This is a genomic window from Sphingomonas sp. PAMC 26621, assembly GCF_000251145.1.
GTDB lineage: Bacteria > Pseudomonadota > Alphaproteobacteria > Sphingomonadales > Sphingomonadaceae > Sphingomonas.
In genome coordinates this window covers 23,079-38,290 of sequence record NZ_AIDW01000008.1, presented here as the reverse complement: position 1 = coordinate 38,290, position 15,212 = coordinate 23,079, and the positions used below count along the sequence as shown (strand labels likewise).

The 15,212-nt window shown below is 61.7% G+C and carries 20 protein-coding genes and 1 pseudogene; 11 read left to right on the top strand and 10 right to left on the bottom strand.

Annotated features, from left to right (window positions below):
* On the top strand, positions 1 to 205 hold a 205-nt coding region (locus tag RI03_RS03725), incomplete at its 5' end, for an IS3 family transposase (protein ID WP_010215305.1).
* Positions 206 to 866: 661 nt separating this feature from the next.
* Here RI03_RS03725 and RI03_RS03720 read toward each other — a convergent pair.
* Positions 867 to 1,199 (bottom strand): twin-arginine translocation signal domain-containing protein, encoded by a 333-nt coding sequence (locus RI03_RS03720; protein WP_010215303.1) that lies wholly within the window; start codon positions 1,197 to 1,199, stop codon positions 867 to 869.
* Between the two features lie 57 nt (positions 1,200 to 1,256).
* The gene (locus RI03_RS23325; protein WP_086011714.1) at positions 1,257 to 1,571 is read right to left on the bottom strand and encodes a hypothetical protein; all 315 of its coding nucleotides are present in this window, start codon (positions 1,569 to 1,571) and stop codon (positions 1,257 to 1,259) included.
* A 115-nt stretch (positions 1,572 to 1,686) separates the two neighbouring features.
* Here RI03_RS23325 and RI03_RS24340 point away from each other — a divergent pair.
* A pseudogene (locus RI03_RS24340) lies at positions 1,687 to 2,733 on the top strand (molybdopterin-dependent oxidoreductase); the annotation flags it as partial.
* Here RI03_RS24340 and RI03_RS24505 read toward each other — a convergent pair.
* Entirely contained in the window at positions 2,688 to 3,533 is an 846-nt protein-coding gene (locus RI03_RS24505) for an alpha/beta fold hydrolase (RefSeq protein WP_010215299.1), read from the bottom strand. The pseudogene RI03_RS24340 and the gene RI03_RS24505 sit on opposite strands and share 46 nt — an antisense overlap.
* Positions 3,534 to 3,607: 74 nt before the next feature.
* Positions 3,608 to 4,288 carry an alpha/beta fold hydrolase gene (locus tag RI03_RS03700; RefSeq protein WP_010215298.1) on the bottom strand — a complete coding sequence of 227 codons (681 nt, stop codon included), beginning with the start codon at positions 4,286 to 4,288 and terminating at the stop codon, positions 3,608 to 3,610.
* A gap of 120 nt (positions 4,289 to 4,408) precedes the next feature.
* Between RI03_RS03700 and RI03_RS03695 the strand changes: the two genes are divergently transcribed.
* The 7 genes from RI03_RS03695 to RI03_RS23440 all read left to right on the top strand — a co-directional run bounded on the left by RI03_RS03695 (position 4,409) and on the right by RI03_RS23440 (position 8,889).
* Positions 4,409 to 5,404 (top strand): GlxA family transcriptional regulator, encoded by a 996-nt coding sequence (locus RI03_RS03695; protein WP_010215297.1) that lies wholly within the window; start codon positions 4,409 to 4,411, stop codon positions 5,402 to 5,404.
* Positions 5,405 to 5,609: 205 nt separating this feature from the next.
* Positions 5,610 to 6,311, top strand: coding sequence for a hypothetical protein (locus tag RI03_RS03690; protein WP_010215295.1), 702 nt, complete (start codon positions 5,610 to 5,612; stop codon positions 6,309 to 6,311).
* A gap of 278 nt (positions 6,312 to 6,589) precedes the next feature.
* Positions 6,590 to 7,303, top strand: a complete 714-nt coding sequence (locus tag RI03_RS03685) for a bacteriorhodopsin (RefSeq protein WP_010215292.1) — start codon at positions 6,590 to 6,592, stop codon at positions 7,301 to 7,303.
* A 35-nt stretch (positions 7,304 to 7,338) separates the two neighbouring features.
* Positions 7,339 to 7,806: a Brp/Blh family beta-carotene 15,15'-dioxygenase gene (locus RI03_RS25055; RefSeq protein ID WP_010215291.1), complete on the top strand. Its 468-nt coding sequence runs from the start codon at positions 7,339 to 7,341 to the stop codon at positions 7,804 to 7,806.
* A complete protein-coding gene (locus RI03_RS25330; protein WP_443208543.1) occupies positions 7,776 to 8,144 on the top strand; it encodes a Brp/Blh family beta-carotene 15,15'-dioxygenase in 369 nt (122 codons plus the stop codon). The genes RI03_RS25055 and RI03_RS25330 overlap by 31 nt, the downstream gene beginning before the upstream one ends.
* 326 nt (positions 8,145 to 8,470) lie before the next feature.
* Positions 8,471 to 8,671: a 30S ribosomal protein S21 gene (gene rpsU, locus RI03_RS03675; RefSeq protein ID WP_010215290.1), complete on the top strand. Its 201-nt coding sequence runs from the start codon at positions 8,471 to 8,473 to the stop codon at positions 8,669 to 8,671.
* A gap of 26 nt (positions 8,672 to 8,697) precedes the next feature.
* A complete protein-coding gene (locus tag RI03_RS23440; protein WP_138995604.1) occupies positions 8,698 to 8,889 on the top strand; it encodes a hypothetical protein in 192 nt (63 codons plus the stop codon).
* A 54-nt stretch (positions 8,890 to 8,943) separates the two neighbouring features.
* Here the strand turns inward: RI03_RS23440 and RI03_RS03670 are convergent, their stop codons facing one another.
* The 5 genes from RI03_RS03670 to RI03_RS03650 all read right to left on the bottom strand — a co-directional run bounded on the left by RI03_RS03670 (position 8,944) and on the right by RI03_RS03650 (position 12,916).
* On the bottom strand, positions 8,944 to 9,699 hold the full coding sequence (locus RI03_RS03670) for an SDR family NAD(P)-dependent oxidoreductase (protein WP_010215289.1): 756 nt from the start codon (positions 9,697 to 9,699) through the stop codon (positions 8,944 to 8,946).
* Positions 9,700 to 9,738: 39 nt separating this feature from the next.
* Positions 9,739 to 10,260, bottom strand: coding sequence for a (R)-mandelonitrile lyase (locus tag RI03_RS03665; protein WP_238542241.1), 522 nt, complete (start codon positions 10,258 to 10,260; stop codon positions 9,739 to 9,741).
* Between the two features lie 117 nt (positions 10,261 to 10,377).
* Complete coding sequence (locus tag RI03_RS03660; RefSeq protein ID WP_238542240.1) at positions 10,378 to 11,265, bottom strand: LysR family transcriptional regulator; 888 nt, start codon at positions 11,263 to 11,265, stop codon at positions 10,378 to 10,380.
* Between the two features lie 224 nt (positions 11,266 to 11,489).
* The gene (locus RI03_RS03655; protein ID WP_010215284.1) at positions 11,490 to 11,909 is read right to left on the bottom strand and encodes a VOC family protein; all 420 of its coding nucleotides are present in this window, start codon (positions 11,907 to 11,909) and stop codon (positions 11,490 to 11,492) included.
* 218 nt (positions 11,910 to 12,127) lie between these two features.
* Positions 12,128 to 12,916 carry a dienelactone hydrolase family protein gene (locus RI03_RS03650; protein ID WP_202949357.1) on the bottom strand — a complete coding sequence of 263 codons (789 nt, stop codon included), beginning with the start codon at positions 12,914 to 12,916 and terminating at the stop codon, positions 12,128 to 12,130.
* A gap of 313 nt (positions 12,917 to 13,229) precedes the next feature.
* Between RI03_RS03650 and RI03_RS03645 the strand changes: the two genes are divergently transcribed.
* Together RI03_RS03645 and RI03_RS03640 are read left to right on the top strand one after the other, a co-directional pair.
* Complete coding sequence (locus RI03_RS03645; protein ID WP_138995603.1) at positions 13,230 to 13,700, top strand: DoxX family protein; 471 nt, start codon at positions 13,230 to 13,232, stop codon at positions 13,698 to 13,700.
* A gap of 181 nt (positions 13,701 to 13,881) precedes the next feature.
* A complete protein-coding gene (locus RI03_RS03640; RefSeq protein WP_010215279.1) occupies positions 13,882 to 14,409 on the top strand; it encodes a DUF1440 domain-containing protein in 528 nt (175 codons plus the stop codon).
* 234 nt (positions 14,410 to 14,643) lie between these two features.
* Here RI03_RS03640 and RI03_RS03635 read toward each other — a convergent pair whose 3' ends face one another.
* Positions 14,644 to 15,189, bottom strand: a complete 546-nt coding sequence (locus RI03_RS03635; protein WP_238542242.1) for an NmrA family NAD(P)-binding protein — start codon at positions 15,187 to 15,189, stop codon at positions 14,644 to 14,646.
* Between the last annotated feature and the right edge of the window lie 23 nt (positions 15,190 to 15,212).

Here is a 15,212-nt window from a genome sequence, read left to right as displayed (position 1 = left end):
CAACGTCTGGGACAACGCTGCGATGGAGAGCTTCTTCTCCTCGCCGAAGACCGAACGCATCGCACGCAAAACCTACCGCACGCGCAATCAGGCAAGGCAGGACGTGTTCGATTACATCGAACGCTTCTACAATCCCACACGCAGGCACTCGACCTTGGGCTATCTCAGCCCCATGGACTTCGAGAAGCAAGCTCATGTAGCCTAACTTGGTGTCCATGAGACCGGCAGCAGCTCAAACCAACTTCAGCGCATTAGCAGCGAGCGCCACTCTTCGGTGCAGGCGAAAGCTACGACACTTGGCTGAACCGCGTGCGGGAGGAATGACAGCAGCATCCGGAGCGATTCCAGACGGCTGAGGCTATTTTGCTGGAGCAGGACTAGGGCAGGTCAAGCGTCTGTAAGGACCGCTCATCTTTCTCGGGATATATGGCCAACAACGAAGTCGGTTTTCGGAAGTTTGCCGCGCCTTTTCGGGACCCGGAGGTGGCGTGGCGGCTGTTCACCCGCTTTGGCCAACCTAATCGGCCGCTTTCGATAGGACCGGACGTTCACCGAAGGTGTAGCGAACGACTGACTTTGGTCGAGAACCGTCGCTAGCTTCGCGGCGGCCCGGACCCAGAAGACGACGTTCAGCGGCATTGACGCGCTTCCCGGAAGCGGTCGTTTGTTCAGGTACACTATTCGGCGCGCTTAGCGTGATGGTCCCAAAACCGCTATCTCGATTACCGCTGTGCGTGAGCTGCCATCTGAACCGGGTCCATGGTCACGACCCCACAGCGGACGAATCGTAACGAGCACGACGAGACTTCGTATCGCGGATCCGTCGTGGCCGGCGGGATCAGCGATCCGGCAACCACGTCCCGCGATCACCGAAGCCGCTGGTGCGGCTCCCCCGCGACGATAGACTGCAGTAGCCCCGTCTGGTAGGGCCAGCGCCCGCTCATCAGGATACCGCGATAAGGCGTGCAGAGCGGATAGTTGGAGACGCACCGATCCATCGAGAAATTTGCGTGACGGAACGCGTCGAGGTGCGGGGCGGCCGCCTGGTTGAAGGGCTCGCCGGGCAGCGAGGCAGCGCGATGCTGATCGCTGAAAACATAAAGCAAGTTGGGACGGCGGCGCGGAGCCGCCGCGCCCGGTTCGGCGACCGTGATCGCGGCTACAGCCGCGCCGGCTTGAAGAAAGTCACGACGGTTCATAAGCCCTGCTCCTGTCGCCAACCGTGCCGGGGCGGCAAACCGCCCCGGCTTTATGGCTCAATAATGGCGTCGGTTGTGCTTGCTATTGTAGATATGAGCACTGGCGCGGTTCTGACGGCTCTCGAGGCGTGCGCGCTGATTGCCATTGAGATGTCCGCCATTGTTGGCTCGCATCCGCGCTTCGGACGCATTGATCCGACCTTGCTGGCGCTCGTCGCGGACCGCCTCGCCCGCAGTGAGCCGTCCACTTGCAACGCCCTGATTGATGCGCTCCTGCTGGCGCCCCTGGCGTTGATTGACGCTCTGTGCCTGTGCGGCACCAGCCAGCGTTAGAGCGGCGGTCAGGGCAACAGCAAAACGTAATTTCATCATCTTGGATCTCCTTGATACCGCTTCTTCAACGCAGCACCCGCCCCTTTCCGTCGCCGGAATTTTTAAGTTTTGCCATTTCCCGTTTTGCAATTTCGAACCGATACTAAGCAAGCTGATGCTCCGGCTGTGGGATCGCTGGCGAAACATCCTGGCCCTAGGAGTGGGTGGTTCGGCTGGAAGGAACCGCTTCCCGCCGTTCAGCGCTTTCGGATGGCGTAGAGAAAGTATCTTTCGTTCATGGCCAGCCGCCGCCGCCATCGCTATGCGTTTTCAAGCGGCAGTGATGGGATATGGTAGAGTGCACGATATCGACGAAGCCCACTTCATCGTTCGGCAGCGCGAGCCATTTAACGCCGAACCACGCTCGCAGCGCCTGATCGAGCAGTATGTCACGCCGCAGTCACTACTCTACGTCCGCAGCCACGGCGCCACCCCCCAACTTGACGAAGATCACGCGCTTAAGGTCAGTGGGGCTGATCTGCGTAGCGCCACCCTCACCCTCGCCGATCTGAAGGCTAGCTTTCCAGAACGGCGCATCATTTCTGCTATGCAATGCGCAGGTAACCGCCGCGCCGACCTTCAGTCAGTGCGCAAGACCAACGGCGACCCGTGGGATGTCGGTGCGATCGGCAACGTCGATTGGACCGGCGTCAGCCTTGCCGACGTGTTGCTCGCTCTGGGCGTCGGTGACCGCCGCGACGGTTATGTGGTCTGCACCGCCGCCGACGTGGACGAGATCGACGGCGAGACGCACCCCTATGGCATTTCGATCTCGCTAAAGCGCGCCATGGCGGGCGATGTGCTGATCGCGTGGGCGATCGGCGGTGAGCCTCTGAGCGCGGCACACGGCGCACCTATGCGGCTAGTCGTGCCGGGTTACGCCGGGGTGCGAAGCGCCAAGTGGCTGACCCGGATCGAGCTGCGCGACGAACCCAGCGACGCGCCGATCCAAGCCAAGGACTACAAGCTGTTCCCGCCAGACGAGGACGGTAGTGATGTCGACTGGAGAACCGGACTCGTCATTGAGGCCATGCCAGTTAACTCAGCCATCTGCGATCCACGTGACGGCGACACGCTTGCCGCTGGGATGGTCGCGATTTACGGCTACGCGCTCGCTTATGGCCGCCGGGTCGCGCGCGTCGACCTGTCACTTGATGGTGGCGCGCGTTGGGTCAGAGCGGGGTCCGTCAGCGATAATGCGAAGGCTCGCACCATGTCGGCGATCTCGTCTGGAGCCTCATACGGCAGAAGATGGCCGACCTGAGGCAGCACATGCATCTGCGCCTGTGCGAGGCGAGGCAAAAGCTCGCGTTCGACCACCTCGGGCGGGTCGACCCGGTCGTGTTCTCCGGACACGATGAACACAGGAACTTCGATAAGGCCGAGCGCGGCCACGATATCCTCCTGGCTCGTCGACAACGGCCAAGCCTCCTTCGCGCCCGCCGCGCCGGCAAGGCTGTCGCCGACAACTGCGTCGAGATCGTCCGGATCGAGGCCGTCCGGCGCGAGGACCTGCTCGACCGTCGCGACGACGCTCTCGCGGGTGTCATAGGCCCGCACCATCCCTTCACGGACCGCGAGCGGCAGGCCCAACGGAACGGGGGGTGCAGGCGCGATCAGAGCAACGCCGACAAGTCCGCGCGGGCGACGCGATGCGAGCAGTTGCGCGACCTTGCCGCCCATCGAATGCCCGACGAGGATGTAGCGCTCGAGGTCGAGAGCCGCGACGACGGCCTGCGCATCGTCAGCCATGTCGGCCAGCGCGTACCTGCCTGCGGGCGCGGCCGAGCGGCCCCAACCACGCTGGTCGATGGCCACCGTGCGGAAGTCCGGCGTCAGCCGGTCGATGACGTGCCGCCACGTACGCGACGATCCGCCCCAATAGTGCAGGAAGACAAGTGCCGGCGAACCGACGCCTTGTTGCTCGACGTGCAAGTCGATGCCATTGACCGAGAGCATCATTAGGGACGACCTTTCGGGAAAAGCGGGGGCGGCGGCATCGGCCGGCCGCCCCGCGCCAGGGGGGGGCGGCGCCGTCAGGCAGCGGCCTCCAGGATGATGTCCGCAACCGCGGCCGGCTGAGAGAGCATCGGCACGTGGCTGCTGCTCACATGAGCGACGGTAGCATTCATCCGCTCCGCCATCCTCTCCTGCTCGGCCCGCGGGATCGCGTGATCCTCGTCGCCGATCAGGTAGAAGGTTGGGCGGGTCCGCCATGCGGCTTCGCTCAGCGTACCGCCGAGCGCGGCGCCGTTGACCGGTCCCTGGGTGGCATAGACGATCGCCTTCTCGGCCTCGTCCAAATCCTGAGCGAACAGATCGTACGCGCCGGTATGGCTGAGCTTCAGAAAGCCTTCTGCGTCGGGCCGCAGCTCGGCTGCAAGCGGCGCCGACTGGAACTGCGAGAACAGCGCGCCCGCGGACTCACCGGCATCAGGCGCAAACGCATCGACGTAGACGAGGCGGGCGACCTTTGAATGGTTGCCGGCTTGGCCGATCACCGCGCCGCCATAGCTGTGCCCGACGAGCACCACGTCGCCGTCGGCGAGCGCCAGCGCGCGCTGCACCGCCGCGACATCGGCCTCGAAGCTGGTAAGCGGCAGCTGAACCGCCGTGACGGCCATGCCTTTCTCGGCCAGAAGCGGGATCACCTTAGCCCAGCTTGAGCCGTCCGCCCATGCGCCATGAACCAGAACCACGTTCGAAATCGTCGTCATCGTCAGTCTCCACCTTTGTTGGCCATCGCTGGCCGGTCGCTCGATGAGAGAGATTTACGCTGGACAGTTTGCGACAGAAATGACGTATATCCGCTCATTTCTGCCATAAGGACGCGAGTGATGCCGGATGTCGGCGTATCGAGGACGATATGGTTCGTCGTCTTTCCGGGGTTCGAGCTGCTCGACCTCGGTGGTCCGCTCTGTGCGTTCAATCTGGCGATCGACTTCCATCAGGCGGCCTATCAGGTGCACATCGTCTCGGCAGCGGGAGGTCTCGTTCGCGGCTCGTCCGGCGTCGCGATCGACACGGTCGCGCCGCCATCGGCGTATCACCTCGACACGCTGCTCGTCGTCGGCGCACCCACGACGGAGATTCTGTATGGCCAGACCGAGACCGCCGATCTCGTCGGCACGGTCGCGCATCGCGCCAGACGTAAGGCCAGCATCTGCACCGGGGCGTTCCTTCTCGCTGCCGCAGGGTTGCTGGACGGGCGGCGCGCGACGACGCACTGGCGCTACGCAGGCGAGCTTCAGCGGCGGCATCCGACGATCAAGGTCGACGCCGACCGGATCTTCGTCCGCGAAGACGATGTGTGGACGTCGGCTGGAATCACCGCCGGAATCGATCTTGCGCTCGCGATGATCGAGGAGGATTGCGGGATCGAAATTTCGAAGGCGATCGCGCGGGATTTGGTGGTGTATCACCGTCGCAGCGGAGGACAGTCGCAGTTCTCGACGATGCTCGAGCTGGAACCCAAGCCCGGACGGATACGCGATGCGCTCGCCTATGCAAGAACGCATCTGCGCGAGCGACTGTCGGTCGAGCAGTTGGCGGATGTCGCAATGATCAGCCCGCGTCAGTTCGCGCGGCAGTTCACCGCCGAAACCGGCGAAACCCCGGCCCGTGCGATCGAGCGTCTCAGATGCGAGGCCGCGCTGCCGCGCATCGAGGGCACCACGGAACCGCTCGACCAGATCGCCTTTCAGGTCGGGTTCGGTGACCTTGATCGCATGCGCAAGGTCTGCATCCGTATTTACGGCCAGCCTCCACAGGCCCTGCGCCGACGGAGCCGCGCGGAAAGCGACCCCGCATTCGCGACTGGTTTGGTTGAGTGAAAGAATGACCGTCACCGTCTCGAGGTCCCCACGAGGGACCCAAGCAGGAAAACAGCCGGCGTCGCTTACCGCTTGACCCACATCTTGTCATTCAGCGCGGCATTCGCGGTGGTTAGTACCGGACATTTGTTCAGGATCACCCGCCTCGACATGAGGGCCGCCGAGCCTGATACCTGCGAGCCAGCCCAAACCCGGAGGCCAAGCGATGTTTGAGATTGACCCGTCCCGCGCGATTGGCGCCTACGCCGCAGTAATGACCGCGGTTGCCGCTTACCTTGTTCTAGGTGCCGCGACCTCCGCGCCCACTAGGTTCGGCACCATCGACGTGCGGCGGATTAATGTCCGCGAGGACGACGGCACCCTTCGGATGATCATTGCAGGACGCGACCATATCGGCGGCATCGTTATCGGCAATCGGGAATATCCGCATCCTAACCGCACGGAGGCCGGCATGATTTTCTTCAACGACGAGGGTGCGGAGAATGGCGGTCTGGTGTTCAATGGCAAAGTAATCGCGGGCAAGCCCGTCAACGCCGGCAGCCTAACGTTCGATCGCTGGCACCAAGATCAGACCATACAGATAACGTCGGAGGAGGACGGCGCGAGCCGCCACGCAGGCTTCATCGTCAATGATCGGCCCGATCAGCCGATGCGCTTCGATCAGATCGGCGCGTTGGGAGCCATGAAGGCCGGTCCGGCAAAAGATGCTGCAGTTCGCGACGCTGGCATGATTGGCACGCAACGGGTGTACCTCGGCAGCAACATCGATCGGAGCGCCGAACTGTCTCTGCGCGACGCTGAAGGACGGAAGCGGCTTGTGTTCCGTGTCGAGCCAGCCGGTTCTCCGTCGATTACCTTCCTCGACGAGAAAGGCCGGTCAGTCAGTCGCATAGCCCCAAGCCGCTGACGCTAAGACCCACAAGTGGACGTTCAAGCGCGCTTCCCGGCCTGTCACTTTCGGCCGTTCGTTCATGACGGTCTCGTAAGCGCGTGTAGTGAGCAGAGCGGCGGCCGAGCCTTAAATCCGTAGACGGTATTTGGGTGATGTTGCGAGGGTGGGTGCGCTTGGGCGGCACCTGCAACGTGACAACCAAATGAACTTTTAATCTTTTGGAAACAAAAAGACACACCTGCTGTTCAGCGACGAGGGCCGCGGTGTGTCGCGCCTGCAACGGGGTTCCTCGCATGGATCAGACAGCTTTTCTCGTCGGGTTTACGGTCATGTCGCTGGGGTCGCTTGCGATATATGCTACTGGCAAAAAGTCATGCCCGGCCGGGCATCATACGTTACTACATGCGAGTGTGCCGTTCATTGCCGCCACGGCGTATCTCGCTATGGCGTTCGGCATCGGCACATTGCTCAGTTTTGATGGGTCGATCACCTATCTCGCACGCTACCTCGACTGGTCGGTAACCACGCCGATCCTGTTGGCTGGCTTGGCGCTGACGGCGTTTCACGAGCACGGTAAACCCGGCACTGTCGGTGGCTACCTCACAGCGATCATTGTCCTTGACGTTCTTATGATCCTGACCGGACTGATCTCATCGCTTGCGCCCGCCTCGCCTGCCAAATGGGTCTGGTATGTTTGGTCCTGCGTCGCATTTGTCGGTGTCTTGTACCTTTTGTGGGGTCCGCTGCTCAAGCACGCACGTAGCCACAGCGCGGCACTCGGCACCGCCTATACCAAGAATCTCACTTTCTTGACCGTGGTCTGGTTCTTGTATCCCATCGTCTTCCTGCTCGGACCGGAGGGCTTGAAGGTCATCACTGACCCGACGTCGGTGTGGGCGTTCCTAATTATGGATATCGTCGCCAAGGTGGTTTACGCTTTCTACGCGGCGGTCAATCTCGACAAGGCGTTGCCCCATCAAGGCGACGACCGCCCCTACCGCTCGTGACATTGCGCGCTCCGGCATTCGGTTGGGGCGCACTTTTGGCGGCGACATTGCCCGCCGCCTTTGGTCCGCTACCGGTTCAGCTCGGTTTTGCAGGCGTGACGGTAGGTATGATCGGCCTCGCGCATGGCGCCAGCGATCTTGCCATTGTTAAGACGGACCGGCGCAGTGCGTTCCTCTGGGCATATGGACTTGTAACCTTGGTCTGCCTTGCCTGGTGGATCGCTGCTTCTGCGGTCGCGCTTCCCGCGTTTCTGCTCGCTTCGGGGTTGCACTTCGGGCTCGAGGATGCGCCTGCGGACAGACCGCTCGAACGGCTTGGGCGTGGCATAAGCTTAGTCGCCACGCCAGCGACACTGCATGTTGTGGCACTAACGAACCTTCTGTCGCTGGCCGGATTGCCAAAAGATATCGCCCCAGCCCTTGTCGAGATGCTCGCGATAGCCGGCGGTGCGGCGGCAGCGGGCCTTGTTTGGTGGGCATCGCCCGATCTGACCGACGCCTGATCATTGGAACGGTCGCATTGCTCCTTTTGCCACCGTTGATTGGATTCTCGCTAGGGTTCCTGATCCTGCATGCCTTACCCCAAACCAAAGAACGGCGCGTAAGGCTCGGATGCGCGACGACAGCCGCATATTTGCGAGAAACCTGGCCAATCTTACTTGCGGCGGTAATCCTGGTTTGCGGGATCGTTATCATTGTACTCCGCTGGGACTCCACGGGCGTACGGTCGCTCTTCGCCGCGCTTGCCGCACTTGCCATGCCGCATTTGCTGGTTACTCCGTGGTTTGAGCAACCTATGCCACGGCTTGGTCAGGCGACGGCAGCCATACGCTCCAGTTAAACACCTATAGACATTATTTTTACTAAGCTCCGGCAGGTCCGGCTGCGAACCAATATTTTCGCAGCTTGGCAATTGAACAATGTGCTTGCGACTGACGTCGACAGCGTCGGTATGTAGTGATGGTGAATCAGAAAGCCATCGTCCCGCAAACGCAAGCAGACCCCGAAAGTGACGCCGAACGGTCCTTTTGCGACCCCCAACTTTGGACATTTATTGATGGCGCAGATCCACTTTTCGATCCGGCGCTTCGCGTCTTGTCTTAAAATGCCCTGGACTCTAGAGCGAGCTGAGCCTTCGGCGGTAAGCGACATTTTGAGAAAACCAGTATGCAGATCATCGTACGCGACAACAACGTGGATCAGGCACTCCGCGTCCTTAAGAAGAAGCTGCAGCGCGAAGGGATCTATCGGGAACTGAAGCTTCGGAAACACTACGAAAAGCCCTCGGAGAAACGTGCGCGTCAGCATGCTGCCGCCATCCGTCGCGCGAAAAAAGCTGATCGCAAGCGTGCAGAGAAGGACGGCTGATCAGCCTTCGTGCTGCCCATGACGACGTGATCGAATATACCTCATTTGCGATCGCCCTTCATGGCGCTGAGCGAAGCCAGCTGACCGCAGGTGACCTTCTGACCCAAAAAGCGACATTCAACGGTGCCCGACACATTATCGCAACCCGCCGTTCGTTCATCTGTGTCGAACGACTGAATCAACGTGATGGACGTTCTAGCCAGCTTGACGCCGACTGACACATCTAGCCGATTGGTTCGCGCTACCTCGGCGAACCAGATCGTCGATCTCGATTAGAGCGACCAACCGCCATCGATAGAAATCGCTGCACCGGTCACGAACGAGCCAAGGTCGGCGCTCATCCAAAGTACAGCATCGGCAATCTCCTCCGGCTTGCCGAGACGGCCTACCGGTTCGAGATCGATCGCCCTCTGGATGTCGCCGCCGGTAAAGCGATCCATCATTGGCGTCTCGATGTTCCCAGGTAGGATCGCGTTCACGCGAATATTCTGCTTGGCATAATCAAGCGCTGCCGACTTGGTCAGGCCGATGACGGCGTGCTTGGAAGCGGCATAGGACGCACCGCCGGCGACGCCGCGGATGCCGGCGCCCGACGATGTGTTGACGATCACCCCGCCGCCCTGGAGAAGCATCTGTGCCAGCTCGTGCTTCATGCAGATGAAAGTCCCGCGCAGGTTGATGTCGAGGATGCGGTCCCATTCGTCGAGCTCGATCTCGGCGACGGGCGCGGCCTTGTTCTCGACACCGGCATTATTGAACGCGATGTCGAGCCGACCGAAGGTCTCCACGGCTTGCCCGACCGCAGCTTCTACCTGGTCGGGCTGGGCTATGTCGCAAGCGATGATCAGCGCCTCGCCGCCAACATCGCGGATCGCATCGGCTGTTCCGCGCAGCGCATCCTCGGTTCGGTCGATGATGGCGACGCGCGCGCCCTCCGTGGCAAAGGCGACGGCGGTTGCGCGGCCGATTCCGCTAGCTGCACCGGTAACAAAGGCGACCTTGCCGGTAAAACGGTTGGCGTTTGACATGGGAAGACCTCGTGAACTGATTTTCGGAAACGTTGACGCTCAGCCCTTTGCGGCCCCAGCGAGATACTGCTCGTCCGTGACGTGCTCGAGCCAGGTCACGGGCGAGCCGTTCTGGGATTCCTGGATGGCGATATGGGTCATCGCGGTGGTAGGCGTGGCACCATGCCAGTGTTTCTGGTCAGCCGGGCACCACAATTGATCGCCGGCATGGAACTCGACGATTTGGCCGCCCTCGACCTGGGTCCAGCCCACGCCCTCGGTGACGAGCAGCGTCTGACCGAGCGGGTGCTTATGCCATGCGGTTCGCGCGCCCGGTTCGAAATGGACGACCGCGCCGCCGACGCGCGATGGCTCACCGCGTTGGAACTGGCCTGTGATCGTGACCTTGCCGGTGAACCAGTCCGCCGGCCCGTCGATCGTCTTCATCTCGGCTTTGCGGGGAACTTCCATAGCTGCGACTCCTTGGCGTGATTCGTTGCCCTGGGGGTGCGATGCCTGCGCATTGGCTGCGGACGCTGCGGCGACGAGCAACAACTGCAGGGACAGTTTGGACAGCTTCATTGCGAATATCCCCCGGGGCGGGCGCCGTGTGGCGCATTTGGGATATGGAGCGCGCTACGGTGCCGCAGTAGCGGTCGCCGATTTGACGGAGCGATGAGCCAAGCTCATCATCATGGATCAGAGCCCGAGCGGTCGCAACTCGCGGATGAGGTCGATCAGGAGGCGCAGGCCGGTGGGAAGCTGCCGACGGCTTGAATAGTAGATGTGGAAGCCGGCCCCCATTGGTGCCCAGTCCGACAGGACGGTGCACACCACACCCCGCGCGACGAGGGGGCCCACGCACGGCTCCGGCAGATAAGCGAGCCCTGCCCCGCCGGCCACCAGGTTCAGCGCGAAGTGGGTGTCGTCAAGCGTGATGGCGCCCGGTGCATCGATTGCCAACCCCTCGCCGTCCTTCTCGAACTCCCACCGATAGACGCTGTCGTCGCCGAGCCTGATCCGCAGGCACCGGTGATCGGCAAGCGCGCGTGGATGATCCGGGGTGCCGAAACGAGAGAGATAGGCCGGCGAGCCGACGACCACCCAGCGAATTTCACCTGAAAGCGCCTGTGCGATCATGTCCTCGGGTACGGTCCGGCCATAGCGGATCCCGGCATCAGCTCCTTGCGCGGTGACATCTACAAGGTGGTTGGTGACCGTCACATCGACCTCGATGTCGGGATAGCGCTCGACGAACGCCGGCATTACTGGGCCAAGAATGAGCGAACTTGCATGCTCCAGCACGTTCAGGCGTATCTTGCCCATTGGTTCCGCGCGGTAACGGTTCAGGCCATCGACAGCCGAGCCGATCGCCTCGAAGGGCGCGCCGATCCCGCCGAGGAGTTCCTCACCCGCCGCGGTGAGGGTCACGCTTCGGTTCGTCCGGTTCAGCAAACGGACACCGAGCCGCGCTTCCAGGCCCTTCAGCGAGTGGCTCAGCGCCGACGCGCTGACGCCAAGCTCCAACCCTGCACGGCGAAAGCTGCGATGCTTCGCAATGGCGAGGAAGTAGCTGAAATCGGCCAAGTCCGTTCTGCTGATCTGCATGGGGTGACGGTGCCGAGGCCACGCGCAATTGGCAACCACGTTGAACGGCATTCAGCTCAAACTGTATGTCCGTGCTGATGCTCGCTCTTCGCCATAGGCCTCCGGCCAGCCTGTTGAAGGGTGCTTCGAAGCAGCGAGAACCCTCTTCCGACCCTTCCGGCTGCCTCCCGCCCCCGAGCTCCAGCCGTTCGTTCAGATTAATCTCACGCGAGGCTTGCCGATGAGCAATAGGAGGAAACTTCGACAAGGTTGCCGTCGAGATCGCGAACGTACACCGAGCAGATGGCGCCCAGAGCGCCGCTCTTGGTGACGGGCCCGAGGACGATCTCGACGCCATTCTCTCGAAAGTGCCTCGCGACATCATCGGGGCTAGTTTCCGTCAAGAAGCAAATGTCGTCGCTGCCTGGGCACGGCGTCATGCCGGTGAACCAAGCCTCTTGCGTTGCGCTCAGCGGCCGCAGATTGATCTTGTTCTGTCCAAACACCATGCTGGTCCGAATATCGCCTGAGGGCGCTTGGCGATCCTCGCGCACCATCCCCAGCACTTGTTCATACCAGCGCGCGGAGGCGTCGACGTCCCGGACGTTGAAAACCAGGTGATCAACGGCTTTGACGGTCAGCATCGGTTCACTCCGGAGGGTTGCATCGATGAAGGCTTCTGAAGCTCGTGAGACCGAGACGCAATGCAGCACCTTGCAGAGACCCGACGGGCCCCTGCAATACCTCAATGAGCCATAGCCGGTCATCCATCCAGGATCCGCCGCGCCCCGGACCCGACCACTTGTTCATTTCGTAGTGATCTCTTGGTCGGTACGGTATGGCGACATTTAACCGCACCTGTTTAAGAACGGGCGGGAAGCGCCCGTCCGAATAGCTGAAGCATCGCGGACCAGCCCCGCTCTGCTTGACCATGATCATAGACGGGGAAATCAGGCTTCATCCAGCCGTGCGCTGCTGGGTAGGTTTCAGCGTGGTAGCGCACGCCCGCATCGGCGAGCGCCGCCTCGAACCGCTCCGCCATCGAGGGCGGATAGCTTCCATCGTTCTCGGCCGCCGCTACGTAGAGTTCGGCCTCCATCCGCGGGGCAAGCAGGTGCGGACTGGTTGGCTCGTCGGTCGCGAGGCGGCCTCCGTGAAAGCTCGCCACCGCTGCAAAGCGGTCGGGCCACGTGCCCGCCGCGGCGATCGCCATACCGCCACCCATGCAGAAGCCGACCGCACCCACTTTGGTGCCGGCCACATCGTCGCGTGTGTTCAGGTAGGCGAGAAGCGGACCTGTATCGGCCGCTGCCTTGTGATTGTCTGTAGTGGTCATCAAAGGACCAAGCACCAGCCGGAAGTCGCCGGCGAAAACCTCTTTCGGAACAAACGGCCCGTAAGGACCGTAGCGGTAGAATAGATCCGGCAGCAGGACGAGGTAGCCCGCGTTGGAGAGCCGCTGGCTCATGTCGCTGATCGCGGGGCGAATGCCACCCGCGTCCATATAGACGATGACTGCCGGCCACGGGCCCTCACCCTCAGCCGGCGTAAACAGCTGGCAGGGGCAAGCGCCGTCGTTGGTGCGGATCGTCACTCGTTCATGCGCCATGTCGTCTCTTTCCGTTTCGTTGATAGCGAGAGTATCAGGCACTGCCACCTCCGGCCTCGAGGCCCCGCAACGCTCGCTATCGTGCTGAACCCTAAACCGCCATCCCAGCCGACGTCGCCACTCCCGAACTTCAGACGCCCATTCACAAACGGTAGGCATGTCCCAAGCATGAGATGCGGGCGACTGTCCCGCTACCATTGGCAGCAGCGCACCCGTAGCTAGCAGAAGCGCGCCGACCGAATCGCTTGCACGTGCGCGCGCATTCACTCCATCTATCAGCGCATGCAGGCGATCGGACGTGCCATGCGCCTGTTCCTGCTACCTATACCCTTAACGCCCGCCGTCAGCTTCTCAGATGGAAGTCCTTGGTAGCGACAAATGGTCAAAACCAAGCGGTTGCTACGTCCCCCTGCCCCATGCTTTAATCGTGAAGGGGCAAAATTCCATGCATGATCGGACGAAATGGATCGGGCGAGTGATCAGCGCTTTGACAGCGTTGATTATGATTGCCGACGGCATCACCGGCCTATTTTGGCCGCATCTGATCGCGCCCGAGATGGCGGGCGACGGTTGGCCCCCTGAGACGCTTATGCCGGTCGCGGTGCTAGCGCTGACCGGCGGCGTTCTCTACGCAATCCCGCGAACCGCGTTCATCGGCGCAATCGTAATCACCGGTTTCATAGGTGGGGCGCTGGCAACACATCTGCGTGTGACGTTGAACGTTATTTGGCCCGAGATTGTAAACGTACTAATCGGGGGTGCTGCCTGGGCCGGGCTCTATCTACGGGATCCGAGATTGCGCGCTCTGATGTTTGCTTCCCGCTGACGACGTATTCGACCCATTAGCGGAAGGTCGGAGCTGATTCACATCCGGCCTTTCATGCAACCTATCCACTCCCCCAATCCGGTCATTCATTAATCTGAATGTTTCGAAGCTTTGGGCCCCTTCTGGGGCAACCCGCCCCGGCCTCCGGAGTTACTGAGTGCCAGACCCAAGGAGATACGCAATGGCCTCGACCCCCACCAAGACTGATGAGAGCAACGCTGCCAAAATCGCGCGCGGTCTTGTGGCAGGGGTGATCGCGGGCGCCGTTGCGTCCTTTGCGATGGACCGGTTCCAGGCGGCGGCATCTCCGCTACTGCCGTCGGACGGGGGCAATTCGGAGCCGGCAACCGAAAAAGCGGCCGACGCCATCACGACAGGCGTCACAGGCCATGCGATCCCTGATGCGGACAAACCGCTTGCTGGGCAGGCGGTCCATTATGCGGTCGGGATCGCTTTAGGTGCTGCTTATGGTATCGCCGCGGAGTTCCGACCTTCGGTTACCTTGGGCTTTGGTACGGCGTTTGGGCTCGGCACCGCGACCATATTGGACGAAGTCGCGGTCCCCGCGGCGGGGCTTGGCAGCCCTCCGTGGGACGCGGGGATCGCGAGCAACCTCTATTCCTATGCCTCTCATCTCGTCTTTGGCGGCGTGAGCGAGATCGTGCGCCAGCAGGTCGCGCGCACGCTGACGTCGCAGCAAGTCGGCTAAACCCTTTGCAAGAGGAGCATCGACGACCCAACCCTGCACATTCGCGCGCCCTTCCCGCTCGCCAATTTCAGACATTCGCTCATCCCCGCGCCGACTGCTCTTGGCGGATGATCGAGCGTTATGAAAGTTGTGATTGGGGGAGAGGTTAGGCGAGAGGCAGGTTTCGGGACAGCGATGGTTGAAAGCTGCCTTTAAGTCGGTGTCACAACCGTTCGGTTGTGACACCGCTGAATTTTATAACGCCGATTGCTGCTGGAACGTTTCGAACGCGGGGCGGAGGACCGTTCTAGCCCATTCGTCCAGCGTCGTGCCGGTCGTTGTGTCGGCCGTCCGAGGCTCGATAGCGTAGCCCTTTAGTGCTTCTTCGGTCAGCAGACGAGCGTATGCGAGAGCAAACCCCTCTCTTAGACCGACGAGAGTCAGATTGTCGATTAGTACCTGGTCCGGCACCTGAACGTAACGCACCGGCTTGCCGAGAACGTTGGATACGATGCTCGCCATGTCATCGAAGGTGACGTGTGTCGGCCCATGAATGGCAACATGACCCTGATCGTTCCAAGAGCGATCGCACAGCAGATCGACCGCCTTGCGCGCGACATCGGCCACGCAAACCATTGGCAGCGGCAGATCGCCCGGACCGTTATAGAAGATAGCGCCGGGGTTCACGATCGTCGGCAGCGACTCCAGCAGGTTCTCCATGAAGAAGGCCGACCGCGGATGTCGCACGGGCGCGCCAGACGCGTTGATTGTCTCCTCGACGGCCGCAAAGGCCGAGACGATGGCGTGATCCTCATATCTGTGCC

What these genes read in the sequence shown, in the direction of transcription:
- RI03_RS03720 (WP_010215303.1), bottom strand. Translation starts at nt 1,199, where the DNA reads ATGAACCGTCGTGACTTTCTTCAAGCCGGCGCGGCTGTAGCCGCGATC.
- RI03_RS23325 (WP_086011714.1), bottom strand. Translation starts at nt 1,571, where the DNA reads ATGATGAAATTACGTTTTGCTGTTGCCCTGACCGCCGCTCTAACGCTG.
- RI03_RS24505 (WP_010215299.1), bottom strand. Translation starts at nt 3,533, where the DNA reads ATGATGCTCTCGGTCAATGGCATCGACTTGCACGTCGAGCAACAAGGC.
- RI03_RS03700 (WP_010215298.1), bottom strand. Translation starts at nt 4,288, where the DNA reads ATGACGACGATTTCGAACGTGGTTCTGGTTCATGGCGCATGGGCGGAC.
- RI03_RS03695 (WP_010215297.1), top strand. Translation starts at nt 4,409, where the DNA reads ATGCCGGATGTCGGCGTATCGAGGACGATATGGTTCGTCGTCTTTCCG.
- RI03_RS03690 (WP_010215295.1), top strand. Translation starts at nt 5,610, where the DNA reads ATGTTTGAGATTGACCCGTCCCGCGCGATTGGCGCCTACGCCGCAGTA.
- RI03_RS03685 (WP_010215292.1), top strand. Translation starts at nt 6,590, where the DNA reads ATGGATCAGACAGCTTTTCTCGTCGGGTTTACGGTCATGTCGCTGGGG.
- rpsU (WP_010215290.1), top strand. Translation starts at nt 8,471, where the DNA reads ATGCAGATCATCGTACGCGACAACAACGTGGATCAGGCACTCCGCGTC.
- RI03_RS03670 (WP_010215289.1), bottom strand. Translation starts at nt 9,699, where the DNA reads ATGTCAAACGCCAACCGTTTTACCGGCAAGGTCGCCTTTGTTACCGGT.
- RI03_RS03665 (WP_238542241.1), bottom strand. Translation starts at nt 10,260, where the DNA reads ATGAAGCTGTCCAAACTGTCCCTGCAGTTGTTGCTCGTCGCCGCAGCG.
- RI03_RS03655 (WP_010215284.1), bottom strand. Translation starts at nt 11,909, where the DNA reads ATGCTGACCGTCAAAGCCGTTGATCACCTGGTTTTCAACGTCCGGGAC.
- RI03_RS03645 (WP_138995603.1), top strand. Translation starts at nt 13,230, where the DNA reads ATGGAAGTCCTTGGTAGCGACAAATGGTCAAAACCAAGCGGTTGCTAC.
- RI03_RS03640 (WP_010215279.1), top strand. Translation starts at nt 13,882, where the DNA reads ATGGCCTCGACCCCCACCAAGACTGATGAGAGCAACGCTGCCAAAATC.